Genomic DNA, 23536 nt, shown 5'->3' on the forward strand with positions numbered 1-23536 from the left:
ACGCCTCCCGTCAAGGGCCCCGCACCCTCCCGCCAGGGCCATCAACCACCCACGCCGCAGCTAGATCCGCCCCGGAGCGCCCCCGCCGGCCCCGTCCACCATCCGTCAACCCGCCTGCCTGGCCACCTGCCGAGTTCCCGGGCAACGCGAGCGGACGCTCGCGCCTAAGCACAAACGTTCACGAGCTACAGCCCGCGGGCCGCAACATGCGAGCCGCGCGCCTCCACGAAATACAAAACACCCGCACGCCGACGCCGACGCGGGCGCGGCGGCGCGGACGCGCAAGACCTTCCCGCGCGCCGACGAACGCGCCGGAGGCGTGGGCGTGCAAGACGTCCGTGCTCCGATGCGGGGGTGGGCGTACGGGAGTGCGAGGCGTCCGCGCGCCGACGCGGGAACGCGGGCATGCAGGGCGTCCGCGCGCGCCGACGCCGGCGCGGCGGCGCGGGCGTGCGAGACGTCCGCGCCGCTGCGGGCGTGGGAGCGCGGGGATGCAGGGCGTCCGCGCGCGGGTGCGGGACGCGCGGGCGGTGGGACACTCTCGCGCCGGGGCGTGGAGGGTGGGGCGCGGGCGTTTGGGGGACGTCCGCGCCCCGGGGCTCAGTCGGCGGGTTCGACGACGACCGAGGGGGCGGTCTCGTCGGCCGGGTGGTGGTGCGCGCCGTGGCGGAGGCCGTGGTAGAGCGCGACCAGGGCGGCCAGGCCGGCGCCCGCCGCGACGATCCAGAAGCACAGCACGTAGGCGTGCAGCGTCGGCACCGGCGTGTGCGGGATGACGCGGCTGGTCAGCACGGACGCGGTGACCGCGCCCGCGATGCTGCCGCCCGCCGTCCGGACCAGCGAGTTGATGCCGGACGCGATGCCGCTCTGGGTCATCGGGACGTGCTGCACGGCCAGCGTGCCGAGCGCCGCGTACGCGACGCCGAACCCGATCCCCTGGATCGCGCTGAACGCCAGGACGTCGTACACGTGCCCGTTCGACAGCGCCAGCCAGACGTAGCTGAGGCCCGCGAACACCGACCCGACCGCCAGCGTGAACGCCGGGCCGAGGCGCGCGGCGATCCGTCCGGCGAGCGCGGAGAAGACCAGCATCGTGACGGTGCTCGGCAGCATGTAGAGGCCGACGTCCAGCACCGAGCCGCTCAGCCCGTACCCGATCTTGTCCTTCGGCGCCTGGACGAAGTTGGAGATCAGGGTGAACGCGGCGAACATCGAGAAGCCGAGCAGCACCGAGGCGAGGTTCGCGGTCAGCGACTTCGGCCCGACGAGCAGGTTCAACCGCACCAGCGGCTCGCGGACGCGCAGCTCCACCGCGACCCACACCGCGCACAGCACGGCCGCGGCGGCGAACAGCGCGAGCACCCGCCCGGACGTCCAGCCCCAGGCGTTGCCCTCGCTGATGCCGAGCAGCAGGCTGACCAGGAACCCGGCGAGCAGGACGGCGCCGACGAGGTCGGGGCGTCCGCCGCCGCGCGCGCCGAGGTCGCGGGCGCTGACCGCGACCAGCACCATCCCGGCGGCGGCGAGCCCGGCCGCGATCCAGAACACCGGTCGGTAGCTGTCGGTGTGGTCGGCGATCAGGCCGGTGACGATCATGCCCGCGGTGCCGCCGACGCCCATCGTGGCACTGACCAGGCCGATCGCGGTCGTCACCTTCTCCCGCGGGAAGGTGTCGCGGATCATCCCGATCGCCAGCGGGATCATCGCCGAGGACACGCCCTGCAGCGCCCGGCCCGCGACCAGCACGCCGAGCGAGGACGACAGCGCGCTCACCACCGAGCCGGCGGTGAGCAGCGCCATCGCCAGCATGATCATCGTTTTCTTGCCGTACATGTCGCCGAACCGCGACAGCAGCGGCGTGGCGACCGCGCCGGCGAGCAGGGACGCGGTGAACACCCAGGTCACGGTCGTGACCGAGGTGTGGAAGTGCTGCATCAGCCGGGGCAGCAGGGGGATGACGAGGGTCTGCTGCACCGACACCACCATCCCGGCGATGGCGAGGGCGAACAGCACGAGCCCGGTGTGGGCGGCGGGTGCGGACTGCCCGGGGGTGCTGGGCGGCGCCGCGGTGGCGCGGGTCATGGGCGTCGTCGGCCTTCCGTGCTCGGGGGGACGCGGGTCCGGGGGGACGCGGTCCGGGGGAGTGGTTCGAGGGGTGGTCGGTGACCGCGGTCCGGGGGTTGCGCCGGGGACCGCGGCCGGAAGCTTTTCGTCGGTCGGGAGCTCTTCGTCTGTCGGAAGCTCTTCGTGGTTCTCAAGCTCTTCGTGAGTCGGAGGCTCTTCGTCGGTCGGGGGATCGCGCCGGAGGGCGCGACCCGCCGATTATACTTACTTAAGTTAAGCAAATACGTCGTAAGGTGAGTCACATGACGTCCCCGAAGCGCCCCGACCCCTCGTCCGGCGAGATCATGGAGATCGAGCGGGCGCTCACCCGCATGGCGCACCTGCTCACCCGCGCGCGCCAGCACGACCGCGTCGTCGCCGCGTCCGGCGTCGCCGTCGACCGCGCCGCCGTCCCGCTGCTCCGGCTGCTCGCCGAGAACGGCGAGCCGATGCGTCCCAGCGAGATCGCCGCCCGGCTCGTCGTCGAGGCCCCGCACGTCACCCGGCAGGTCCAGCGGCTCGAACGCGCGGGCTACGTCGACCGCGTCCCCGACCCGGACGACCGCCGCGCGCAACGCGTCCGCCTCAGCGACGCCGGACGCGACGCCGTCGAATGCATCCGCGCCGTGGGCCGCGCCTGGATGGACGACGCCCTCGCCGACTGGTCCCCCGACGAACTCCGCCAACTGGCCCGCCTCGTCCACCGCATGGTCGACGACTTCGTGGCCCACTCCGAAACAACGACCCCCCGCTTCCCCCACCCACTACCAGCCGACCCCGAAACCACCTCCGCCGCCTCAGCCCCGTCCCCGGCCTAGGCCCGCTTCCCGCTCGCCGCCTTCCGCTCACGTCCGGCGGACGGCTCGGCGCGCGGCGCGACAGAGGTTCGGGTGATGTCATTCGCCTCACAGTGTGGGCGCGGCTGACTTCCTAGAGTGGTCCCGCCTGCCTAGGGTGATGCCGGTGGACCCCCGGCCGCACACCCCCAGCGCCGACGGCCCCGGACGCACCGCACCGCCCGATGGCGATCCGCGGCGGGCCGTGCCGCGCACCGACGCCGTCCTCGCCGACCCCGCGCTGCGCGACGCGCGGACGAGACTCGGGCGACGGCTCGTCAAGGCGGCCGTCGCGCAGGCGCAGGAACGCGTCCGCGCGGGGGAGCTGCCCCCCGAAGACCTGATCACGGCCGTCCTCGCGAGCCTGCCCGAACACGCCACCACGCTGCGGCCCGTCCTCAACGCGACCGGCGTCCTGCTGCACACCAACCTCGGGCGGGCCCCGCTCTCCGCCGCCGCCCGCGACGCCCTCACCGCCGCCGCCGGCCACGCCGACGTCGAATACGACCTCGCCACCGGACGGCGCGGACCCCGCGGCGCCGGAACCCTCGCCGCCCTCCGCGACGCCTGCCCGCCCGGCATCGGCGTCCAGATCGTCAACAACAACGCCGCCGCGCTCACGCTCGCCGCCACCGCCCTCGCCGCCGGACGCGAGATCATCGTCAGCCGCGGCGAACTCGTCGAGATCGGCGACGGCTTCCGGCTGCCCGACCTGCTCACCGCCACCGGCGCGCGGCTCCGCGAGGTCGGCACCACCAACCGCACCACCGCGGCCGACTACGCCGACGCCATCGGCCCGGACACGGGATTCGTCCTCAAGGTCCACCCGTCCAACTTCACGATCGAGGGTTTCACCTATGCCCCGCCCGTCAACGCGCTGACCGGGCTCGGCGTCCCCCTGATCGTGGACATCGGCTCCGGCCTGCTCGCCCCGCACCCCGCCCTCCCCGACGAACCCGACGCCCTCACCACGCTCAAGGACGGCGCCCACCTGGTCACCGCGTCCGCCGACAAGCTCCTCGGCGGCCCCCAGGCGGGCCTGCTCCTCGGCGACCCCGACCTGCTGGCGCGCCTGCGCCGCCACCCCCTCTACCGCGCCCTGCGCGTCGACAAGCTCACCCTCGCCGCCCTCGAAGCGACCCTGCGCGGCCCCGCCCCGCCCGTCCGCGCCATGCTCGACGCCCGCCCGGACGACCTCCGGCGCCGCGCCGAAACCCTCGCCGCCGCCCTGCCCGTCCCGGACGTCCAGGTCACCGCCACCACCGCCGTCGTCGGCGGAGGCGGCGCCCCCGGCGTCCCCCTGCCCAGCTTCGCGGTGTCCCTGCCCGCCGCCACCGAACCCGCCCTCCGCGCCGCCCGCGTCATCGGACGCCTCGACCACGACCGCCTCCTCCTCGACCTTCGATCCATCAACCCCGCCGACGACGAGATCCTTCACATCACCGTGCGCCAAGCCCTGACCCCGGCCCCCGCCCCGGCCACCCCCGCCACGACGCCACCCCCAACCCCCACGACACCCCCAACCACCCCACCCGCCGCTTTTGCGGACCCGCCCGCCGACCCGCCCGCCCTTCCCGCCGACCCGCCCGCCATTCCTCCCGGGTCACCTGCTGCTTCCGCTGGGGCGCTTGCCGCCTCTGACAGAGGGGCCGCTGGTTCGGCCGCCGGCGGCGCGGATTCGTCGGTTGCGTCCGATGTCTCGGACGAGGAGCCGGCGATCCCCGCCTCCGGTGCGTCTGCCGCGGAAGCCGGCAGGGGCGCCGGGGCGTCCGCCGGGCCCGGTGCTGCGACGGAAGGGAACTGATGCAGGTCGTCGCCACCGCCGGCCATGTCGACCACGGCAAGTCGGCGCTCGTCCGTGCCCTGACCGGCATGGAACCCGACCGGTTCGCCGAGGAGCGCCGCCGCGGCCTCACCCTCGACCTCGGCTTCGCCTGGACGGACCTTCCGTCCGGCGTGCGCCTCGCCTTCGTCGACGTGCCCGGGCACGAGCGGTTCGTCACGACCATGCTCGCCGGAGTCGGGCCCGTCCCGGCCGTCCTGCTCGCCGTCGCCGCCGACGAGGGCTGGATGCCGCAGACCGAGGAGCACCTCGCCGCCCTCGACGCGCTCGGCGTCCGGCACGGCGTCCTCGCCGTCACCCGCTCCGACCTCGCCGACCCCCGGCACGCCCTCCGCCAGGCCCGCGCCCGCCTCGCCACCACCCGGCTCAAGGGTTCCGAGGCCGTCACCGTCAGCGCCACCACCGGCGAGGGCCTGCCCGAACTCGTCGCCGCGCTCGACCGGCTCGCCGCGCGGCTCCCCGTCCCCGACCCCGCCGCGCCCGTCCGGCTCTGGATCGACCGCGCCTTCACCGTCGCCGGCAGCGGCACCGTCGTCACCGGCACCCTCCCCGCCGGGACCGTCCGCACCGGCGACGAGCTGCTGCTCATGCCCGCCGGACGGCGCGTCCGCGTCCGCGCCGTCGAGACCACCAAGAACCGCGTCGACCACGCGAGCGGAGTCGCCCGCGTCGCCCTCAACCTGCGCGGCGTCGCCCGCGACGAGATCACGCGCGGCATGGCCCTCGTCAGCCCCGGCGACTGGACCACCGCCACCACCCTCGACGTCCGCACCCACTTCGGCGAAGCCTCCGGACGCCTCGCCCGGCAGATGACCCTCCACATCGGATCCGCCGCCGTCCCCGTCCGGCTCCGGCCGCTCGGCCCCGACACCGCCCGCCTCACCCTCAACCACCGCCTCCCCCTGCACGTCGGCGACACCGCCCTCCTCCGCGACCCCGGACGCCGCGCCGTCGCCGGAGTCAGCGTCCTCGACGTCCGGCCGCCCACCCTCGTCCGGCGCGGAGCCGGAGCCGCCCGCGCCCGCGAACTCGCCACCTGGCCCGACCGCCCCGACGGCGCGCACGTCCTGCGCCGCCACGGCGTCCTGCGCCGCGACGACCTCACCGTCATGGGCTGCCGGCCGCCGTCCGGCGCCGTCGCCCTCGACGGCGACTGGCTCGCCGACCCCGCCCACTGGGAGTCCCTCCACCGGCGCCTCGCCGAGGAGGTCGCCCGGCACGCCGCCGACCGGCCCCACGCGCCCGGCCTGCCCGTCGAGACCGCGCGGCTGCGGCTCGCCCTGCCCGCCCGCCGCCTCGTCACCGCCCTGGTCCGCCCGCCGCTCCGCCTCGACGCCGGACGCGTCCACGGACCCGGACTCCCGCCCCCGGTCGTCGCCGCCGTCGAGGCACTGCGCGCCGACCTCGCCGAGAAGCCCTTCCACGCCCCGACCGCCGACCGCCTCACCGAACTCGGCCTCACCCCGCCGATCCTCGCCGTCGCCGAACGCGCCGGGGTCGTCCTCCGCCTCCCCGGCGACATCGTCCTGCTTCCCGGCGCCGACCGCGCGGCGCTCCGCGTCCTGCACGACCTGCCGCAACCCTTCACCGTCGGCCAGGCCCGCGAAGCCCTCGACGCACCACGCCGCGTCACCATCGCCCTCCTCGAACACCTCCATCGCCAGGGACGCACCGAGCGCCTTCCCGACGGCCACCGCGTACCCGCGGAAGAGAACGCGAGCGGCTGACCTGCCTCGACGCTCGCCCGGCGCTCCCCACGCACCTCTACACCCCTTGATAGGCAAGTGTCGGCTTGCCTAACATGGGGTAGTGGAGGACGACCTCTTCAAGGCCCTCGCCGACCCGACCCGGCGGCTGATCCTGGACGAGCTGGCCGAACGCGACGGCCAGTCCCTCTTCGAGATCTGCACCCGCCTGATCGGCAAGCACGGGGTCGGCCTCTCGCGGCAGGCCATCAGCCAGCACCTCGCCGTCCTCGAAGCCGCCGACCTCGTCCGGACCCGCCGCGAGGGCCGCTACAAGTTCCACGACCTGAACACCGAACCGCTCGAGCGCATCGCCACCCGATGGCTCGCCCACCGACCACCGGAGGACAACCCGTGAGGATCTACGTCACCCAGGTCTTCGTCGACGACCAGGCCAAGGCCCTGACCTTCTACACCGACACCCTCGGCTTCCAGAAGAAGAACGACATCCCCGTCGGCGGCGCGCGCTGGCTCACCGTCGTCTCACCCGAGAACCCCGACGGCACCGAACTCCTCCTCGAACCCGACGCCCACCCCGCCGCCAAGGCCTACAAGGACGCCCTCGTCGCCGACGGCATCCCCGCCACCTCCTTCGCCGTCGACGACATCGAGGCCGAACACCAGCGCCTCAAGGGCCTCGGCGTCCGCTTCACCCAGGACCCGCTCCAGATGGGCAACGTCACCACCGCCGTCCTCGACGACACCTGCGGCAACCTCCTCCAGATCGTCCAGATGCACTAGCGGGACCTCTGACAAGAGGAGTCAGCGGTAGGGGACGCGGGCGGTGACGCCCTTCCTCAAACGCACCCGCCTGATGGCCACGCTCTTCTCGGTGCGGCCCAAGACCTCGGCCGCTTCGGGCGTCGTCATCGCCAGAACGACCTCGTCCTCCTGCGGCGTCCACCGGCGAGGGCTGGAACGCGCCCGCATCCCTTCCGGACGGACCCACCCGGCGACCTCCACCGCCTTCGCGTACTTGCGCTCGAGGGCGAGGCAGCCCTCGTAGTACAGCCAGCGCGCGAGTTCGGCGGCCGGATCGGAGGTGACCAGGAGGTTGTAGACGCCGTCGCGCCCGTTCGGCCGGACCGTGCGCCGCACGCCGGTCACCTCGAACACCTTGTCGCACACGTAGCCGCTCATGACGGGACTGGCCGTCGTGAAACTGACGAACGGATACCCCCTTCCCGTGAACCCGACCGACCCGTCGGCGTCGACGAGCGCGCGCACGTAGTCCGGCTCGCTGAACGGCACCTTCGGCGGCCCGATCACGGCCGACTTCTTCCCCGGCGGCAGCCCGAGCGCTTCGAGGGCATGGCGGGCCTCCGCCGCTCCGAACGACCAGACGGCGCTGGTGTGAACGCCGTTGGAGAAGTTGGTCTCCCGAGACCTCGTGCTGATCGACGACCGGTACGGAACGAGGCGCTGGAACGCCTTGAGGAGGTCGATGTCCCGGGCCGTCAGCTCGACGCTGACGAGCCCCTTCCCGGGGCCGGCGCGGCGGTGGTTGCCGTCCGCCTGAAGGAAGCCGAGGAGGTAGGCCATCTCGGGCCGGGTCGGATCGAAGACCCCGAGCGCGTGGGTGATGTCGGGTCGCCGGGACCGCTCCTCGCGGATCGAGGGAGGCCGCAGCCTCCTGGGTGTGGCGCGGATCCAGCGGCCGTAATGCAGGGCGCACATTCCTCGAGTTCGGGCGGCTTTGTCGCAATTGCGCTCCGAGCATTCGCTCTCGCTCATCGTCTTCCTTTCGAAGGATCGGCTTCGAGTCTCTGTTCGAGGCCTCGGGTCAAATTCTCGCCCTGGATCCGGAGTGGTCGAGCCCAAAGGGCCATAACGATGAGTGAGCATGTTCTTGCTCGAAGTAACGGCCTTGTGGCGTCTTCGGCGGGCCGGAAATTAAGTTGAACTGGATTGCGGTGATCTGGCGTCATAGTTCTGGTTCGGATCACTGTCGAGTTCGGAGAGGAGCAAGTGGTGCCGTACCAGAAGCTGAAGGGCGGTCGCGTTCCGATCCGCATCTGGACCGATCCGGCGACGGTCGAGGACCAGGCGCTCGACCAGTTGCAGAACGTGTCGCGGCTGCCGTGGATCGAGGGCATGGCCGTGATGCCCGACGTCCACTACGGCAAGGGCGCGACCGTCGGTTCCGTGATCGCCATGCGGGACGCGGTCTCCCCGGCCGCCGTCGGGGTCGACATCGGCTGCGGCATGACCGCGGTGAAGTCGTCGCTGACCGTCGAGGACCTGCCGGATGATCTGTCCGCCCTCCGGAGCCGCATGGAGAAGGCGATCCCCACGGGGTTCGCCGCGCACAAGGATCCGGTCGACCCCTCGGGGATCCCCGGCCTGAACGAGCGCGGATGGTACGAATTCTGGAAGGGGTTCGAGGATCTCCATCCCGGGGTTGGTGCCCGATTTGGTCGTGCTCGCGCACAACTTGGCACTTTGGGCGGCGGTAATCATTTTTGTGAACTGTGCGCAGATGATAATGGTTCCATCTGGATTGTTCTGCATTCCGGGTCTCGGAACATCGGGAAGGAACTGGCTGAGCGGCATGTCGCGGCGGCTCGGCGGCTGCCGCACAACCAGGATCTGCCGGACCCCGATCTCGCCGTCTTCCTCGCGGGGACGGAGCAGATGGAGGCCTACCGGCACGATCTGTTCTGGGCGCAGGAGTACGCGCGGCGCAACCGCGCGGTCATGATGGCGCTCGCGCAGAACGTCGTCACGCGGCGGTTCGGGGAGAAGCGCTGCAAGTGGGGCGAGGTCATCTCGTGCCATCACAACTACGTGGCGGAGGAGACCTACGACGGCGTCGAGCTGCTGGTGACCCGGAAGGGCGCGATCCGCGCCGGGAAGGGCGACCTCGGGATCATCCCCGGCTCGATGGCGACCGGGACGTACATCGTGCGGGGACTCGGGAACCCGCTCGCCTACAACTCCGCGTCGCACGGCGCGGGACGGCGGATGAGCCGGAACAAGGCGCGCAAGACGTTCACTGTCCGGGACCTGGAGGAGCAGACGCGGGGTGTCGAGTGCCGCAAGGACGGGGGCGTGCTCGACGAGATCCCCGGCGCGTACAAGGACCTGGAGACCGTGATGGAGGCGCAGACGGACCTCGTGGAGGTCGTCGCGCACCTGCGCCAGCTGATCTGCGTGAAGGGATGACGGTGAGGACGGTCCGCCGGAGGCAGCGTCCCGGTGCGGCGCGGGCCGCCGTGGACGGCATGAAGCTGCATCGCCGTTCGATGGTCCTGGCGGGCCGTCCGCGCACGGTCGTCACGTTGCGGCCGGGCACGGCGGTGCGGTTCAGCACGAACCTGTTCCACGGGACGTGGCACGTGCTGTCCGACCGGCACGGGGCGCGGCTTCTCGGACGGCTGCTGTGGGGCCTGTCGTACCAGTCGCGGCCGGGGACGGTGGTGGTGATCGACCGCGAGTTCGTCACCACCACGCCCTTCGACGGTGATCCGGCGGATCCGATCGTGCTGGTCCCGGCGTGGGACACGCCGTTCACCGTCCGGCACGCGCGTGCGCTGAAGGCGCGCCTTCCGCGGGCGTCCGCGCCGGACGGGACGGTCCGCTGGCGCACGCACGGCCTGGACGCGGCGCTGGCCGATCCGCGGGCGTGGTTCCGGAAGCACGACGACCCGGACGATCCGCTGCGCGGCCGGGTCGAGAACCTGAACGGCCTGGTCGTGCTGCGCGTGCACACGCCGCATGAGATGCGCGAGTGGGCCGTCCTGTCCGGGATGCTCGATCCTCACAACCGGTACGGGATGGATTATTCGTATCTGGGGGAGGGAATGTGCTTTTACGCCTCCGGTGAGGTCCAGGTGTTCCGGGACTTCCACCGGGACGTCTCGGTGGCCCGCCGCGCCCGCGCCGACGTCGTCGCACGCCTGGCGGAGCCCGTCGCCCCGGCCGACCTGCGGCCCCTGGTCTGGGACCGGGCCGATCTCCTCAAGCGCCGACCGGACCGGGCGGTAGGCACGCGGACGTGAGCGGGGCGCTGGGCGTGCGGACGTGAGCAGGGCGGCGGGCGCGCGGACGTGAGCGGGGCGGTGGTCAGGCCCGCGTGACCGGCTCCTGGAGTTCGGTCACCCAGTCCTCCTGGTCCGCGGGACATTCGAGGTTGACCTCGCGCGGGTAGCCGGTCGAGCGGTAGCCGTTGGCGTCGATCCAGCGCCCGAGGGCCTGGACGGACGGCAGGATCGCGGCCATGGAGCCGTGGTGGACGAGGGTGGCGGCCTGCTCGACGGGCGGCAGGTCCACCACGCGCAGCCGGCCGTCGTCGGAGAGCGGCGCGTCGACCTCGACGCAGGCGTGGATGAGGACGCCGCCGTCCGGCGCGTCCTCGTAGTAGGAGATCCCCGGACCGGACGGGGCGATGCCCGCCTTGCCGAGGAGCTGGAACAGTTCGTCGTACAGCGGCTGGATCACCGGTCCGATGCCGTCGAATCCGGGCGCCACGCCGGACACTTCGGCGACCCGCACGGACGGCAGGCTCTTGACCACGACGTCTTCGCTGGGCATCCGCCCCTCGCTTTCGATCGATCGGAGGCGCGCCTCGACCTGGACGAGCCGGGCGGCGGCGGCCGTCATCGCGGCCTCGAGTTCGGCGCGCCGGAGCCGGAGCATGGCGCGCAGTTCCTCGGTGGTGACCTCGTCGTCGAGGATCTCGCGCACCTGCTGGAGGGTGAAGCCGAGATCCTTGAGCGCGATGACGCGGTTGAGCCGGGCGAGCTGGGCGGCGGTGTAGTACCGGTACCCGCTGGCCCGGTCGACCTGTGCGGGGCGCAGGAGCCCGATGGCGTCGTAGTGCCGCAGCATGCGGACCGACACGCGCCCGTGCCGGGCGAACTCTCCGATGGTGAACATGGTGGCTCCAGCTCAGCGCCTGACACGGTGTGAGGGTCAAGCACGGTGCCGGCGGCACGAGGCGGGTGGGTCGGTCGTTCAGTGCCGGCGCGCGTCGAGGGCGGCGTCGATGGCGGTGGTGACGTCGGTGAGGACCTCGTCGCGGTTGGTCTCGTTGAAGATCTCGTGGCGGGCGGCGGGGTAGATCTTCGAGGTGAGACCCGGTCCGCGGATCGCCTCGATGCCGGCGCGGGTGCCCTCGACCGGGACGAGCCGGTCGTCCTCGCCGTGCAGCCACAGGACGGGGAGGTCGCCGAGGGTGCCGTGCTCGCTGACGGCGCGGATGGCGGCGTCCAGGGCCTGGAGGGTCGGCCGCTTGAAGGGGCCGTGCCAGACGAGCGGGTCGGCGGCGTAGGCCCTACCGACCTCCGGGTCGCGGGAGAGCGTGTCCGGGTCGATCGGAATGTCGGGGATCTCCGGCAGTTCCAGCAGCGCGGACAGGGCGTCCCACCGGCCGAGGACGGGCCCGGACAGGACGAGCGCGGTGAGCTCGGAGCCGTGCAGCTGGGCGTACCGGGTGGCGATGAGGCCGCCCATGGAGTGCCCGATCATGATCACCGGGACGCCGGGCAGGTCGTCGCGGGCGGACTCGACGACGGTGCGCACGTCGGCGACCAGGTCGTCCACGTCGGTGATGAGGACCCGCTCGCCCGCCGACAGGCCGTGCCCGGCGTGGTCGGGGCCGCAGACGAGCGCGCCGTGCCGGTTCAGGAAGGCGGCGACGTGCTCGTAGCGGCCGAGGTGCTCGCCGTAGCCGTGCACGAGGACGGCGACGTAGCGCGGAGCGCCGAGCGCGGCTCCGTCCGAAGCCTCGCCCAGGGCGTCGGCCGCGGCGGCGGACGTGGCGACAGGCTCGGCGACAGGCGCAGCGTCGGACGTGGCGACAGGCGCGGCGCCGGACGCAGCGTCGGACGGGGCGGTGGGCGGCCAGATCCGGGCGGTGACGGCGCCGCCGGTTCCGGCGAACTCCCACTGGCGGGCGGCGGGCATGGGCACCTCCGGGTGGCGGGCGTTTGGAGGAACCTCCGAACGCGGGGAGCGGTGATCGCGCGGATACCGTCTCCCGCGGTGCGCCGGATCGTCAAGCCGGGCAATAGGCTGGACCGTCCAGACGTTCGAACGGCAGGAAGGGGCGCCCGTGCTGGTCGACAGCTTCGGTCGGACCGCGACGGACCTGCGGGTCTCCCTCACGGACCGGTGCAACCTGCGGTGCTCGTACTGCATGCCGCCGGAGGGGCTGGAGTGGCTGCCCCGACCCGAGCTGCTGACCGACGACGAGGTGGTCCGGCTCGTCCGGATCGGGGTGGAGCGGCTCGGGATCCGGGAGGTCCGGTACACGGGCGGCGAGCCGCTGCTGCGCCGCGGGCTGCCGGACCTGGTGCGGCGGACGGTGGAGCTGGAGCCGCGTCCGCGCGTGTCGCTGACGACCAACGCGATCGGCCTGGCGCGGCTCGCCGGGCCGCTGGCGGACGCGGGCCTCGACCGGGTCAACGTCTCGCTCGACACCCTCGACCGCGAGACGTTCAAGCGGCTCGCGCACCGGGACCGGCTCCCGGACGTCCTCGCGGGCCTGGCCGCGGCGCGGGACGCGGGCCTGCTGCCGGTGAAGGTGAACGCGGTGCTGATGCGCGGCGTCAACGACCACGAGGCGGTGCCGCTACTGCGCTGGTGCCTGGAGCAGGGGTACCGGCTGCGGTTCATCGAGCAGATGCCGCTGGACGCCCAGCACGGCTGGAGCCGCGAGAACATGATCACGGCGGACGAGGTCCTCGCCCGGCTCGGCGCGGCGTTCGCGCTGACCCCGGTGGGCGCGGACGAGCGCGGCAGCGCCCCCGCCGAGACGTTCCTGGTGGACGGCGGTCCGGAGACGGTCGGGGTGATCGGCTCGGTGACCCGCCCGTTCTGCGGGGCGTGCGACCGGGTGCGGCTCACCGCGGACGGCCAGGTCCGCAACTGCCTGTTCGCGACCGAGGAGTCGAACCTGCGGGACGCGATGCGGGCGGGCGCGTCCGACGACGACCTGGCCGACCGCTGGCGGGCGGCGGTGGCGCGCAAGCGCGCGGGCCACGGCATCGACGACCCGGCCTTCCTGCAACCGGCGCGTCCGATGTCCGCGATCGGCGGCTGATCGCCCGTCCTGGTGGGACCGTTCCACATGCCGGGCGGAGCGTCCCCGGGCGGGGGCTCGGGGTGGTGGGGTGCTGTCCCGGGCGGGGGGCTTCGCGGGAGGGGGCGGCGTGCGACGATGGCGGGGTGACGGACGAGCCGCTGGAGACCCGTGTCGAGATCACCGTCCCGCCGGAGGCCGAGGTCGGCGCGTTCGCCGCGTTCGCCTCGGTGTGGCGGTCCAGGGACAGTTTCGTGCTGGACTTCGCGACCGAGGTGCGTCCGCCGGAGGTCGCCGAGGACCGGGCGACCGGCGAGCGGTACGTGCACGTGCCCGCGCGGGTGGTCGCGCGCGTCCGGATCCCGCCGGGGCAGGTCTGGGAGCTGATGCGGGCGCTGGAGCAGAACCTCAGCGCCTACGAGCGCGAGACCGGGACGAGCACGCACGGTGACTGAGTTCGACGCGGTGCTGCTGGCGGGCGGGGCGGCGCGGCGGCTGGGCGGCGCGCACAAGCCCGCGCTGGAGGTCGGCGGGACGCCGCTGCTCGTGCGGACGGCCCGGGCGGTCGGGGCGGCCGGGCGCCTGGTGGTCGTCGGCCCGCCGCATCCGGATCTGCCGGACGCGACGTACGTGCGCGAGGACCCGCCGGGGTCCGGGCCCGTCCCGGCCCTGCGCGCCGGTCTCGCCGAGGTCGCCGCGCCCTGGACGGTCCTGCTGGCGGCCGACCTGCCGTTCCTGACGTCCGAGCACGTGGAGGTCCTGATGGAGGTGGCGCTGCGGGCCGAGGCGGACGGCGCGGTGTTCGTGGACGACGAGGGCCGCATCCAGTGGCTGACCGGCGTGTGGCGGACGGCGCCGCTGCGGCGCGTGCTCGACCGCTACGAGGGCGCGCGCCTGCGCGAGGTGCTGCGGGAGCTGCGTCCGGCCGGGGTGGCGATGCGGGACGCGGGGGACCGGCCGCCCTGGTTCGACTGCGACACCCCGCAGGCGCTGGCCGCCGCAGACCGCGCCGCGTCCGGGCCGTACGATCGGGGCGGGCATCCGGCGAAGGGGGAGACGACCGTGCTGGAGGATTGGATCGAGGCGGTCTGCCTCGAACTGGGCATCGACCGCGCCGACGTGGACCGGGACCTCGTCCTGGACCTGGCGCGGGACGTCGCGCACGGCGTGGCCCGGCCCGCCGCGCCGCTGACCGCCTACCTGCTCGGCCTCGCGGTGGGGCGCGGCGCGCCCGCGCGGGACGCCGCCGCCCGCGTCAGCGGGATGGCCGCGTCCTGGAAGGGCGACAAGGGCGACGAGGGCGAAAAGGCCGACGACGCCACCCGCGCCTGAGCGCCCGCGCCCGAGCGCCCGCGCCTGAGCGTCCGCGCCCGCGCCCGCGCCTGAGCGTCCGCGCCCGCGCCTGAGCGCCCGCGCCCGCGCTTGAGCGTCCGCGCCCGCGCCTGAGCGCCCGCGCCCGCGCTTGAGCGTCCGCGCCCGCGCTTGAGCGTCCGCGCCCGCGCCTGGGCGCCCGCGTCTGAGGTTGAGCACCGGCGTCCGGGGGCTGAGCGTCGGCGGCGGCTTCAGCGGTCGGGCGTTCTAGCCGTCGGACGGTGACAGGTCGCCCACGGGGATCACGTCGCGCAGGAAGTCGCGGCGGTCGAGGAACCGCGAGAGCTGGTCGCGGTGGTCGTCGCAGGCGAGCCACACCTTGCGCCGCTCCGGCGTGTGGATCTTGGGGTTGTTCCAGCGCAGCGCCCAGGCGGCGGTGGCCCGGCAGCCCTTCGACGAGCAGATGAGCTCGCCGTCCGGCGTGCCGTCGGGGTGGGATTCGGTCACGTTGCCAGGGTAGTCAACCGGGCCGGCGCGCCGGTCGGCGGACTAAAGCGGGGGCCAAGGACGGGACCGGGATTGGTCGCGCGACGCGCGTGTCGTGTTTGCCCGCTTCCTGGCCGGTGAAGATCGTCGCGTGAGCTCCGAACCGGAGACGTCGGCGGGGCCGGCGACGTCCACGTCATGCGTCCACCCGTGGCGGGCCCTGTCGGTGTGCCTCGTCGCGGCGTTCATGACGCTGCTGGACGTCAGCATCGTGAACGTGGCGCTGCCCTCGATCCGCAGCGGGCTGCACGCGTCCGAGAGCGGCCTGCAGTGGATCCTGTCCGGCTACGCGCTGACGTTCGGGCTGGTGCTGGTCGCGTCCGGCCGGATCGGGGACGCGCGCAGCCGCCGGGCGACGTTCATGTTCGGGCTGGCGCTGTTCACGCTGGCGAGCGCGGCGTGCGGGCTCGCGCCGACACTGCTCTGGCTGGTGATCGCCCGGCTCGTCCAGGGCGTCGCGGGCGGCGTGCTGAACCCGCAGGTGGCGGGGCTGATCCAGCAGCTGTTCCAGGGCGCGGAGCGGGGCCGGGCCTTCGGCGCGCTCGGCGCGGTGATCGGGATCGCGACGGCGGTCGGGCCGGTGCTCGGCGGCATCCTCATCCAGATCGCGGGGAACGAGGCGGGCTGGCGCTGGATCTTCCTGATCAACATCCCGATCGGGCTGGTCGCGCTGGTGCTCGCGCGGCGGCTGCTGCCCGACCCGGTGTACGGCCGGAGCCAGGGCCTGGACCCGGTCGGCGTGGTGCTGCTCGGCGCGGCCGTCATCGCGATCATGCTGCCGTTCCTCCAGGAGCGGACGTGGCACGGCGGCGCCAAGTGGCTGCTGGTCGTGGCCGGGGTCGTCCTGCTCGGCGCGTTCGTCGCCTGGGAGCGGCGCACCGGCGCGCCGATGGTGAACCTCGGGCTGTTCCGGCTGCGCTCGTACTCGCTGGGCTCGGGGATCGCGCTGCTGTACTTCGCCGGGTTCACCTCGATCTTCTTCATCTTCACGCTGTACCTGCAGAACGGCCTCGGCTACAGCGCGCTGTCGGCGGGCGTCGCGATCACGCCGTTCGCGCTCGGCTCCGGCATCGCTTCGGCGGTCGGCGGACGCCTGGTCGGACGGCTCGGCCGTCCGCTGGTCTGCGCCGGCCTCGGGCTGGTCGTGGTCGGGCTGCTGCTGACCTGGCTGGCGGTGGAACTGCACCCGGACAACGGCGTGGCCTGGTGGACGGCGCTGCCGCTGCTGGTCGCGGGCGTCGGCAGCGGCCTGGTGATCTCGCCGAACCAGACCATCACCCTGTCGGAGGTGCCGTTCCAGGAGGGCGGCAGCGCGGCGGGCGTGCTCCAGACCGGGCAGCGCGTCGGGACGGCGGTCGGCATCGCGTGCGTCGGCGCGGTGTTCTTCGCGACCGTCGCGAACAGCCATGGCGACTGGGCGGTGGCGTTCCGGCACGGCCTGCTCGTGGTGTTCGCGTTCGTCCTGGCCGCCCTGGTGCTCAGCCTGTTCGACCTGTTCGGCGGCGGCCTGAAGCCGATCCGCCGCCGCATGGCCTGAGCAGCGGCGGCGGGACGAACGGCGGCGGGACGAGCGGCGGCGGGACGAGCGGCGGCGGGACGAACGGCGGCCGGATCGCCGAGCCGTTTCGTCAGTGAGACCTCAGCTGGGCCGTGACCGGCCGCGCAGCACCCGGACGGCGCCGGCGGCGAGCAGCGTCCCGGCGGCGGCCACGCCCGCGACGGCGAGGTTCTGCTTCCTGATCCGGGCGGGGATCTCGGCGTACGGCAGGGTCGAGAACGACACCAGCTCGTACCGCGAGACGTAGCGACCGGCGAGCCGCCGCTCCAGCGCGTGCACGGCCGCCTGCTTCGCGCGGAACACCGGGGAGGCGACCCGGTCGCGCATCTCCACGAAGTTGTCCAGCGCCATCTCGGCGATCGCGTCGGTGTTGGCCTTGCGGCGCTCCTGGTAGAGGGGCAGCGCGGCGGTCCAGTCGCCGCCGGTCTCGTCCAGGCAGCGGTCGATCTCCAGGCAGTCCTCGAACGCGCAGTTCGCGCCCTGCCCGAAGAACGGCACGATCGCGTGCGCGGCGTCGCCGAGCAGCGCGACCGAGGCGCCCTCGCCGATCCGCACCCACGGCCACGCCCGGACGGTCACCAGCGACCCGACGGGGTTCTGCGCGAAGTCGTCGGCGAGGTCGGGCATCAGCTCGGCGGCGTCGGGATAGTGCCGCCGGAAGTGCGCCGTGACGGCCTCGGGCGTGTCCAGCGCGGCGAAGTCGTCCTTGGGCCAGAACAGCGTGCAGGTGAACGAGCGGTCCAGGTTCGGCAGCGCGATCATCATGGACGTGCCGCGCGGCCAGATGTGCAGCGCGTCCGGGTCGAGCGCGAAGTCGCCGCCGCGCGGCGGGATCGTCAGCTCCTTGTAGCCGTGCTCCAGGAAGTCGGTGTCGGCGTCGAACGCGCCGCCCGGGCCGGTCCCGCGCCGGACCGCGCTGTACGCGCCGTCCCCGGCGAGGACGACGTCGGCGGGCTCGGTGACGGTGCCGTCCGGGCCGTCCAGGGTGAGCTTGCCGGACGCGGTGTCCACGGCGGTCACGCGGTGCTCGAACCGCAGCGTCACGCCGGGCGTGGCCTCGGCGGTGTCGAGCAGCGCGGCGTTCAGCTCGGCGCGGCTGATCGAGTTGATCGCGCGCGTGCCGTCCGCGCTGTAGGACTGGAAGTTGGTCGCCGCGCCGCTCGGGTGGACCATGCGGCCGTGCATCGGCAGCGCCCGCGACAGCGCGAGCTCGCGCAGGCCGACCTGCTCCAGCGCGGCGAGGCCGCGCGCGGAGATCGCCAGGTTGATCGACCGGCCGCGCTCGGCGCCCGCGACCCGCGGGTCCGGACGCCGCTCGTACACCGTCACCGCGACGCCGCGCCGGGCGAGCAGGGTGGCGAGCAGCGCCCCGGCGAGGCCCGCGCCCACGACGGCGACGCGCCGCGCCTCGCCTCGCGGCGCCTCGCCTCGTCCCGCATCCCCTCGCCGCGCGTCGCCTCGCGGTGCCTCGTCCCGCCGGGACGCGCCGGACGGTTCAGCTGCCATGGGTGACGGTCTCCTCGATCTGCGACCGGACCTCCCACAGGTCCGGGAAGGCCGGGACGAACAGGGTCGAGCGCAGGTAGTCGGCCCCGGCCGAGCCGCCGGTGCCGAGCTTGGCCCCGATGGTCCGCTCGACCATCTTGACGTGCCGGTACCGCCACTCCTGGACGCCCTCGTCGAGGTCCACGAGCATCTCGCACACCTCGACGGCGGGCGCGCTCTCGTCGGCGTAGACCTTCAGCAGCGCCTCCTGGACGCCCGCGTCGGCCCGCCACGGCGCGGACGGGTCGCGCTCCAGCGCCGCCGCCGGGACCGGGTAGCCGTGCGCCGCCAGGTACCGCAGCAGCGAGTCCATGAGCGAGCGGCGCGCGACGGCGGCCTTCAGTCCCTCGTCGTCGCGCAGGTCGGACGCCGGGAACGTGCGGCGGCCGAGCCTCGCCTCGATCTGCCGGAACTGCGCCGACTGGAACCCGCTGGACGTGCCGAGGGCGTCCCGGAAGGAGGCGAACTGGCGCGGGGTCATGGTCTCCAGCACGTCCAGCTGGCCCACCACGGTCTTGAGGATCTTGGTGATCCGGCGTCCGGTGCTGAGCGCGCCGGCGCTGTCGCCGTCCTCCAGCCGCCGCTGCAGCAGGTCCGCCTCGTGCAGGATCTGCTTGAACCACAGCTCGTACACCTGGTGGATGATCACGAACAGCAGCTCGTCGTGCGCGCCGGTGCGCGGCTCCTGGCAGTCCAGCAGCCGGTCCAGCCGCAGGTAGCCGCCGTAGGTGAGGGCTTGTGGAGCCGGTTCGCCCATCGCCTGTCCTCCTTCGTCCCCGTCCCGCGCCGGTACGCCGGTGTGCCGGGCGAAGATGCCGCAGAACGGCACCAAACGGGTGGATATACCGCAGACTCTATGAAGGCGGACGGATGCCATGTCAGGGGAGGAGCTCAACCCTTTTCTCCTCCAGCTATATCCATCCCGTTATGACAGGGCCCCAGAGCCGTCTCCGGACCGCGCGTCCGGATCGCCGGACCGCGCAGCGGGGCGCGGGAAAGCGATCCGCGCGATCGGTGAAGCATGGGTGACCGATCACCGACCCCCTTCGCGGAGACGCCCATGATGGATCTGATCGCGTGACCGCCGACCTGGCACCGCCCGCCGAGGCGGAACCCGCGCCGTCCGGCCGCGGCGCGCCGGACGACCGGCGGCTGGCGGCGGACTTCCGGCGCGACCCGGAGCTGTTCACCGCCGTCTACGACCGGTACTTCCGCGACATCTACCTGTACGCGGCCGGACGCCTGGACACCCAGGCCGGCGAGGACATCGCCGCCGAGACGTTCTGCACGGCGTTCGCCTCGCGGGACCGCTTCGACCCCGAGCGCGGCGGCCTGCGCCCCTGGCTGTACGGCATCGCCACCAACCTCATCGCCCGGCATCGCCGCCGCGAGGCGCGGCACTACAAGGCGCTGGCCCGCAGCGCGGCGGACCCCGCCGAGGGCAGCCACGAGAGCGGCGTGGTGACGGCCGTCGCCGCCCGCCGGATGCGGCCGGAGCTGGCGCGCGGCCTCGCCTCCCTCAACCAGGGTGAACGCGACGTCCTGCTGCTGGTGGCGCTGGCGCAGCTCACCCACGAGGAGATCGCCGAGGCGCTCGGCATCTCCTACGGCACCGTCGGCTCCCGCCTCAGCCGCGCCCGCCGCAAGCTCGACAAGGCCATCGACAAGGAGAAGTTCCATGGATGACGACCTGCGGCTCGTCGCCGACGCGCTCACCAAGCCCGACCCGGCGCAGGACGTCGTGGACCGCCGCCGCCACCAGCTGCAGAACGCCATGCGCGGCGGCGCGGCCGTGCGGCCGAGGCACCGCCGCGTCGGCTGGATGCTCGGCAGCGCGGGCCTGACCGGGGTCGCCGCCGCCGGAGTGGCCGTCGCGCTGGTGGCCGGGACGTCGGGGACGCCGGGCACGTCCACCCACCGCGACCCGCCCACCGCCACGGCCGCCGCGCCGGCGAGCGCCCGCCAGGTCTTCCTCACCGCCGCCGAGACCGCCGCGCGCGAGCCCGAGCGCGTCGGGACCTACTGGCACCTCACCATGATCACGAAGGACGCGCAGGGCAGGCCGGTGCCGGACGACGGGTTCGAGCAGTGGTTCCGGCACGACGGGCGGCACTACAGCAGCGGCCTGAAGAGCGACTGGAAGCCGTGGTTCGACCCGAAGCAGGAGCCCGGGTTCCGCATCGGCGGGCCGGTGCTCGGCTTCGCCGCGCTCCGCTCGCTGCCGTCCGAACCGTCCGCCCTGGTCGCGCGGCTGACCGAGCTGGTCCAGGCCGCGCACATCCGCACCAGCGCGGGCGAGCTGGACGCCGCCGGGCGGCGCGTCGAGGTGCTGAACGACCTGTTCGTGCTGGCGACGCAGTCCCCGGTCACCGAGCGGGTCCGGGCGGCGGCGTTCCGGGCCCTCGCGGCGGCGCCGGAGGTCAAGAGCCTCGGCCGGTCCGGGGGCGGGGTGCGGCTGAACATCCCGGTGTGGAACGACCCGCAGGGGCTGGACGTGACGCTCGATCCCACCACCGGCAGGCTGCGCGACTCCCGCAGCTACGTCGACTGGCAGGGCGGCCTGATCACCATGGGCGACGGGAGGACGGTCAGCATCACGGCCGAGTGGACCGACACCCTGCCCAAGATCACCGGCCCGAGGAAGTGACCGCTGCCGCCGCGGACGTGACCGATGCCGCCGCCGGCGGGACGTTCGGCACCTGCGCGGCGGCCCTCCCGCGGGCATCCTGAAGGTGCGGCCCCCGCCCGCCCTCCTTCTGGGCGGGGGCGCACCGGGGAGGTGCGGGCCATGAGACCGACCTGGAGAGACGGTGTGGCCACCCTGGTGATGGCCGTCAACGCCGGTGTCTACGTGGCGTTCCTGAACGGAGGGGCGGGCCTGCCGCTGCTGGCCGGCGTGCGCTGGACCACCGCCTTCGTGCTGGTCCTCGGCGTCGTGGGCGGCTGCGCCCTCGGCCGGGCGCAGGACCTGAACGAGGGACGGCCGGGCCGGGCGGGCCGCGCCTACCTGGCGGTCACGACCGTGCTCGGGTTCGTCGCCTTCGGCGCGGGGCTGATCGCGCTCGTCACCGGCGACGAGGCGCTGCTGGCGATGATGTTCGCCGCGGTGACGGCGCTGTGGGCGGCCGCGACCCTGCGGCACGTGCTCGGTCGCCCGACCGGAGGCCCGATCGGGCCCGCGGCGCGGACACCGGCCGGACGGACGCGCGCCGGGCGGGCGCGCGGCGTGAACGTCTACGACGGCGCGTGGCCCGAACGCGAGCGGGCCGGCCACCGGTGACCGCCGCCGGCCGGGGCCGTGACCGGGACGCCCCGGCCGTTCCCGGCCGGGGCGTCCCAGTACACTCCTGGTCGCGGGCGGTGCCACCGCCGCCGGACGCCGGCGGCGTCGCCCGCCGCCGGCGACCCGGGGAAACGAGAGCTGAGGCAACGATCCGCATGGAACTGATCCACTCGGGCAAGGTCCGCGACGTCTACGCGGACGGGGACGACCTGGTCCTGGTCGCCACCGACCGGGTGAGCGTGTACGACGTGGTGCTGCCGACCGAGGTTCCGGACAAGGGGAAGATCCTCACGCGGCTGTCGCTGTGGTGGTTCGAGCAGCTCGCGGACGTCGTGCCCAACCATGTGATCTCCGCGACCGACGTGCCCGCCGAGTTCGCCGGGCGCGCGCTCCGCGTGCAGCGCCTGACGATGCTGCCCGTCGAGTGGATCGCGCGCGGCTACCTCACCGGCCTCGGCCTGAAGCAGTACCAGAAGGACGGCGCGGTCTCCGGCGTCGAGCTCCCGCCGGGCCTCGTCGAGTGCGACCGGCTGCCCGAGCCGATCTTCACGCCGACCACCAAGGCCACCGAGGGCCACGACGAGTTCATCACCTACGAGGAGATGGCCGAGGAGATCGGCGCGGACACCGCCGCGCGGCTCCGCGAGACCACCCTGGAGGTGTACCGGCGCGGCGCGGCCCTCGCGCTCGACCGCGGGATCATCATCGCCGACACCAAGCTGGAGTTCGGCCGCGCCGCCGACGGGACGCTCGTCCTCGGCGACGAGGTCCTGACGCCCGACTCGTCCCGCTTCTGGCCCGCCGACGAGTACGCGCCGGGCCGTCCGCAGAACTCGCTGGACAAGCAGTTCGTCCGCGACTGGTCGGCGACGCTCGACTGGGACCGCACGCCGCCCGGCCCCGAGATCCCCGCCGAGATCGTCGAGGCCACGCGCGCCCGCTACGTCGACGTCTACGAGCGCCTCACCGGCGACCGCTGGACCGGCTGAACCCCCGCGCGCCGAGCCGCGCCGCGACGTCGGGGTACCGCGACACCGGCACCAGGTGGACGCCGTCGAACGCGCCCGACGCCCGGACGGCCTCGATCTGCGCGCAGGCGGCGTCCACCCCGGCGTCGGGGTCGCGGTCCACGGCGTCCGCGAGCGCGTCCGGGACGGCGATGTCGGGCATGGCGGCGGCGACGCGGCGGGCCATCCGGCCGCTGGCCAGCACCAGCACGCCCGCGTAGACCGGCCCGGCGAGGTCGGTGGCGTCCCGCCAGCGCAGCAGGTCGTCCAGCGCGAAGGTGACCTGCGTCAGGACGAAGTCGGCGGCGCGCTTCCAGTCCGGCACCGGGCGCAGGCCGGTGGCGACGCCGACCTCGAAGGGCGGCGCGTCCTCGAACGCGCGCGCCTCCTCGATCATCGTGCGGACGGTCAGGTCCCCGGCGCGGCCGCCCGCGCTCGGCCGGTCCCCGTACACGAACAGCAGCCGCCGGACGCCGTAGGTCGCGGCGGTCAGCAGGTCGCGGCGCAGCCCGAGCAGGTTGCGGTCGCGGGAGTTGAGGCAGGCGACGGGGTCCGCGCCGAGCGCGGCGATCTCGTGCGCGACGGTCAGGCTGGAGACGGTGGGCCGGCCGACGCGGGTGTCGGGGACGAGGAACGCGTCCGCGACCGGGGCGAGGAGCTCGATCTGGTGCCGCACGCGGGTGAGGTCGGGACGGGTCGGGGGCTCGATCTCGCAGAGCAGCTCGAAGGCCATGC

Annotated in this window: 23 protein-coding genes; 15 read left to right on the forward strand and 8 right to left on the reverse strand. The window is 73.8% G+C overall.

Going from position 1 to position 23536, the window contains the following annotated elements; genetic code table 11:
* Positions 1 to 600: 600 nt before the first annotated feature.
* Positions 601 to 2082, reverse strand: coding sequence for an MFS transporter (locus tag ACFPCY_RS18780; RefSeq protein WP_378256836.1), 1482 nt, complete (start codon positions 2080 to 2082; stop codon positions 601 to 603).
* Positions 2083 to 2366: 284 nt separating this feature from the next.
* Between ACFPCY_RS18780 and ACFPCY_RS18785 the strand changes: the two genes are divergently transcribed.
* The 5 genes from ACFPCY_RS18785 (at position 2367) to ACFPCY_RS18805 (ending at position 7268) form a co-directional block, all read left to right on the forward strand.
* On the forward strand, positions 2367 to 2921 hold the full coding sequence (locus tag ACFPCY_RS18785; protein ID WP_378256838.1) for a MarR family winged helix-turn-helix transcriptional regulator: 555 nt from the start codon (positions 2367 to 2369) through the stop codon (positions 2919 to 2921).
* 145 nt (positions 2922 to 3066) lie between these two features.
* Positions 3067 to 4743: an L-seryl-tRNA(Sec) selenium transferase gene (selA, locus tag ACFPCY_RS18790; protein WP_378256840.1), complete on the forward strand. Its 1677-nt coding sequence runs from the start codon at positions 3067 to 3069 to the stop codon at positions 4741 to 4743.
* The gene (selB, locus tag ACFPCY_RS18795) at positions 4743 to 6509 is read left to right on the forward strand and encodes a selenocysteine-specific translation elongation factor (RefSeq protein WP_378256842.1); all 1767 of its coding nucleotides are present in this window, start codon (positions 4743 to 4745) and stop codon (positions 6507 to 6509) included. The genes selA and selB overlap by 1 nt, the downstream gene beginning before the upstream one ends.
* Positions 6510 to 6591: 82 nt before the next feature.
* Positions 6592 to 6885 carry an ArsR/SmtB family transcription factor gene (locus ACFPCY_RS18800; protein WP_378256844.1) on the forward strand — a complete coding sequence of 98 codons (294 nt, stop codon included), beginning with the start codon at positions 6592 to 6594 and terminating at the stop codon, positions 6883 to 6885.
* Positions 6882 to 7268 carry a VOC family protein gene (locus tag ACFPCY_RS18805; RefSeq protein ID WP_378256846.1) on the forward strand — a complete coding sequence of 129 codons (387 nt, stop codon included), beginning with the start codon at positions 6882 to 6884 and terminating at the stop codon, positions 7266 to 7268. Before ACFPCY_RS18800 ends, ACFPCY_RS18805 begins: the two co-directional genes overlap by 4 nt.
* Positions 7269 to 7289: 21 nt before the next feature.
* Here the strand turns inward: ACFPCY_RS18805 and ACFPCY_RS18810 are convergent, their stop codons facing one another.
* On the reverse strand, positions 7290 to 8261 hold the full coding sequence (locus ACFPCY_RS18810) for an LAGLIDADG family homing endonuclease (RefSeq protein ID WP_378256848.1): 972 nt from the start codon (positions 8259 to 8261) through the stop codon (positions 7290 to 7292).
* 237 nt (positions 8262 to 8498) lie between these two features.
* Here ACFPCY_RS18810 and ACFPCY_RS18815 point away from each other — a divergent pair, with 237 nt between their 5' ends.
* Together ACFPCY_RS18815 and ACFPCY_RS18820 are read left to right on the forward strand one after the other, a co-directional pair.
* A complete protein-coding gene (locus ACFPCY_RS18815) occupies positions 8499 to 9692 on the forward strand; it encodes an RtcB family protein (RefSeq protein ID WP_378256850.1) in 1194 nt (397 codons plus the stop codon).
* Positions 9693 to 9694: 2 nt separating this feature from the next.
* Positions 9695 to 10528: a hypothetical protein gene (locus ACFPCY_RS18820; RefSeq protein WP_378256851.1), complete on the forward strand. Its 834-nt coding sequence runs from the start codon at positions 9695 to 9697 to the stop codon at positions 10526 to 10528.
* A gap of 64 nt (positions 10529 to 10592) precedes the next feature.
* Here the strand turns inward: ACFPCY_RS18820 and ACFPCY_RS18825 are convergent, their stop codons facing one another.
* Together ACFPCY_RS18825 and ACFPCY_RS18830 are read right to left on the reverse strand one after the other, a co-directional pair.
* Positions 10593 to 11405, reverse strand: a complete 813-nt coding sequence (locus ACFPCY_RS18825; protein ID WP_378256853.1) for a MerR family transcriptional regulator — start codon at positions 11403 to 11405, stop codon at positions 10593 to 10595.
* Between the two features lie 78 nt (positions 11406 to 11483).
* The gene (locus tag ACFPCY_RS18830) at positions 11484 to 12434 is read right to left on the reverse strand and encodes an alpha/beta hydrolase (protein ID WP_378256855.1); all 951 of its coding nucleotides are present in this window, start codon (positions 12432 to 12434) and stop codon (positions 11484 to 11486) included.
* Positions 12435 to 12582: 148 nt separating this feature from the next.
* Between ACFPCY_RS18830 and moaA the strand changes: the two genes are divergently transcribed.
* From moaA to ACFPCY_RS18845, 3 genes are all read left to right on the forward strand, one after another.
* Positions 12583 to 13572, forward strand: coding sequence for a GTP 3',8-cyclase MoaA (moaA, locus tag ACFPCY_RS18835; protein WP_378256857.1), 990 nt, complete (start codon positions 12583 to 12585; stop codon positions 13570 to 13572).
* A gap of 125 nt (positions 13573 to 13697) precedes the next feature.
* A complete protein-coding gene (locus tag ACFPCY_RS18840) occupies positions 13698 to 14006 on the forward strand; it encodes a DUF3467 domain-containing protein (RefSeq protein WP_378256859.1) in 309 nt (102 codons plus the stop codon).
* Entirely contained in the window at positions 13999 to 14883 is an 885-nt protein-coding gene (locus tag ACFPCY_RS18845; RefSeq protein ID WP_378256861.1) for an NTP transferase domain-containing protein, read from the forward strand. Before ACFPCY_RS18840 ends, ACFPCY_RS18845 begins: the two co-directional genes overlap by 8 nt.
* A 246-nt stretch (positions 14884 to 15129) precedes the next feature.
* Here ACFPCY_RS18845 and ACFPCY_RS18850 read toward each other — a convergent pair whose 3' ends face one another.
* Positions 15130 to 15369, reverse strand: coding sequence for a hypothetical protein (locus tag ACFPCY_RS18850; RefSeq protein WP_378256863.1), 240 nt, complete (start codon positions 15367 to 15369; stop codon positions 15130 to 15132).
* A gap of 130 nt (positions 15370 to 15499) precedes the next feature.
* On the opposite strand from ACFPCY_RS18850, the gene ACFPCY_RS18855 reads away from it, so the two are divergent.
* Complete coding sequence (locus tag ACFPCY_RS18855; protein WP_378256864.1) at positions 15500 to 16945, forward strand: MFS transporter; 1446 nt, start codon at positions 15500 to 15502, stop codon at positions 16943 to 16945.
* Positions 16946 to 17047: 102 nt separating this feature from the next.
* Here ACFPCY_RS18855 and ACFPCY_RS18860 read toward each other — a convergent pair whose 3' ends face one another.
* Together ACFPCY_RS18860 and ACFPCY_RS18865 are read right to left on the reverse strand one after the other, a co-directional pair.
* Positions 17048 to 18472 (reverse strand): FAD-dependent oxidoreductase, encoded by a 1425-nt coding sequence (locus ACFPCY_RS18860; protein WP_378256865.1) that lies wholly within the window; start codon positions 18470 to 18472, stop codon positions 17048 to 17050.
* Positions 18462 to 19268, reverse strand: coding sequence for a tryptophan 2,3-dioxygenase (locus ACFPCY_RS18865; RefSeq protein WP_378256867.1), 807 nt, complete (start codon positions 19266 to 19268; stop codon positions 18462 to 18464). The genes ACFPCY_RS18860 and ACFPCY_RS18865 overlap by 11 nt, the downstream gene beginning before the upstream one ends.
* Before the next feature lie 320 nt (positions 19269 to 19588).
* Between ACFPCY_RS18865 and ACFPCY_RS18870 the strand changes: the two genes are divergently transcribed.
* The 4 genes from ACFPCY_RS18870 (at position 19589) to ACFPCY_RS18885 (ending at position 22783) form a co-directional block, all read left to right on the forward strand.
* A complete protein-coding gene (locus ACFPCY_RS18870) occupies positions 19589 to 20197 on the forward strand; it encodes an RNA polymerase sigma factor (protein WP_378256868.1) in 609 nt (202 codons plus the stop codon).
* Entirely contained in the window at positions 20190 to 21158 is a 969-nt protein-coding gene (locus ACFPCY_RS18875) for a CU044_5270 family protein (protein WP_378256870.1), read from the forward strand. The genes ACFPCY_RS18870 and ACFPCY_RS18875 overlap by 8 nt, the downstream gene beginning before the upstream one ends.
* Before the next feature lie 141 nt (positions 21159 to 21299).
* Complete coding sequence (locus tag ACFPCY_RS18880) at positions 21300 to 21791, forward strand: hypothetical protein (RefSeq protein WP_378256872.1); 492 nt, start codon at positions 21300 to 21302, stop codon at positions 21789 to 21791.
* Between the two features lie 158 nt (positions 21792 to 21949).
* Positions 21950 to 22783 carry a phosphoribosylaminoimidazolesuccinocarboxamide synthase gene (locus ACFPCY_RS18885; RefSeq protein WP_378256874.1) on the forward strand — a complete coding sequence of 278 codons (834 nt, stop codon included), beginning with the start codon at positions 21950 to 21952 and terminating at the stop codon, positions 22781 to 22783.
* Here the strand turns inward: ACFPCY_RS18885 and ACFPCY_RS18890 are convergent.
* Positions 22758 to 23534 carry a methylenetetrahydrofolate reductase gene (locus ACFPCY_RS18890; protein ID WP_378256876.1) on the reverse strand — a complete coding sequence of 259 codons (777 nt, stop codon included), beginning with the start codon at positions 23532 to 23534 and terminating at the stop codon, positions 22758 to 22760. The two genes, ACFPCY_RS18885 and ACFPCY_RS18890, sit on opposite strands and share 26 nt — an antisense overlap.
* Between the last annotated feature and the right edge of the window lie 2 nt (positions 23535 to 23536).

Origin of the sequence: Actinomadura gamaensis (assembly GCF_042652125.1) — a bacterium.
In the GTDB taxonomy this organism is placed as follows: domain Bacteria; phylum Actinomycetota; class Actinomycetes; order Streptosporangiales; family Streptosporangiaceae; genus Spirillospora; species Spirillospora gamaensis.

Bases quoted from the DNA above. Each gene is read 5' to 3' on its own strand.
- ACFPCY_RS18785 (WP_378256838.1), top strand. From the start codon at position 2,367: ATGACGTCCCCGAAGCGCCCCGACCCCTCGTCCGGCGAGATCATGGAG.
- ACFPCY_RS18780 (WP_378256836.1), bottom strand. From the start codon at position 2,082: ATGACCCGCGCCACCGCGGCGCCGCCCAGCACCCCCGGGCAGTCCGCA.
- ACFPCY_RS18810 (WP_378256848.1), bottom strand. From the start codon at position 8,261: ATGAGCGAGAGCGAATGCTCGGAGCGCAATTGCGACAAAGCCGCCCGA.
- ACFPCY_RS18880 (WP_378256872.1), top strand. From the start codon at position 21,300: ATGAGACCGACCTGGAGAGACGGTGTGGCCACCCTGGTGATGGCCGTC.
- ACFPCY_RS18860 (WP_378256865.1), bottom strand. From the start codon at position 18,472: ATGGCAGCTGAACCGTCCGGCGCGTCCCGGCGGGACGAGGCACCGCGA.
- ACFPCY_RS18825 (WP_378256853.1), bottom strand. From the start codon at position 11,405: ATGTTCACCATCGGAGAGTTCGCCCGGCACGGGCGCGTGTCGGTCCGC.
- selB (WP_378256842.1), top strand. From the start codon at position 4,743: ATGCAGGTCGTCGCCACCGCCGGCCATGTCGACCACGGCAAGTCGGCG.
- ACFPCY_RS18890 (WP_378256876.1), bottom strand. From the start codon at position 23,534: ATGGCCTTCGAGCTGCTCTGCGAGATCGAGCCCCCGACCCGTCCCGAC.
- ACFPCY_RS18885 (WP_378256874.1), top strand. From the start codon at position 21,950: ATGGAACTGATCCACTCGGGCAAGGTCCGCGACGTCTACGCGGACGGG.
- ACFPCY_RS18875 (WP_378256870.1), top strand. From the start codon at position 20,190: ATGGATGACGACCTGCGGCTCGTCGCCGACGCGCTCACCAAGCCCGAC.
- ACFPCY_RS18830 (WP_378256855.1), bottom strand. From the start codon at position 12,434: ATGCCCGCCGCCCGCCAGTGGGAGTTCGCCGGAACCGGCGGCGCCGTC.
- ACFPCY_RS18865 (WP_378256867.1), bottom strand. From the start codon at position 19,268: ATGGGCGAACCGGCTCCACAAGCCCTCACCTACGGCGGCTACCTGCGG.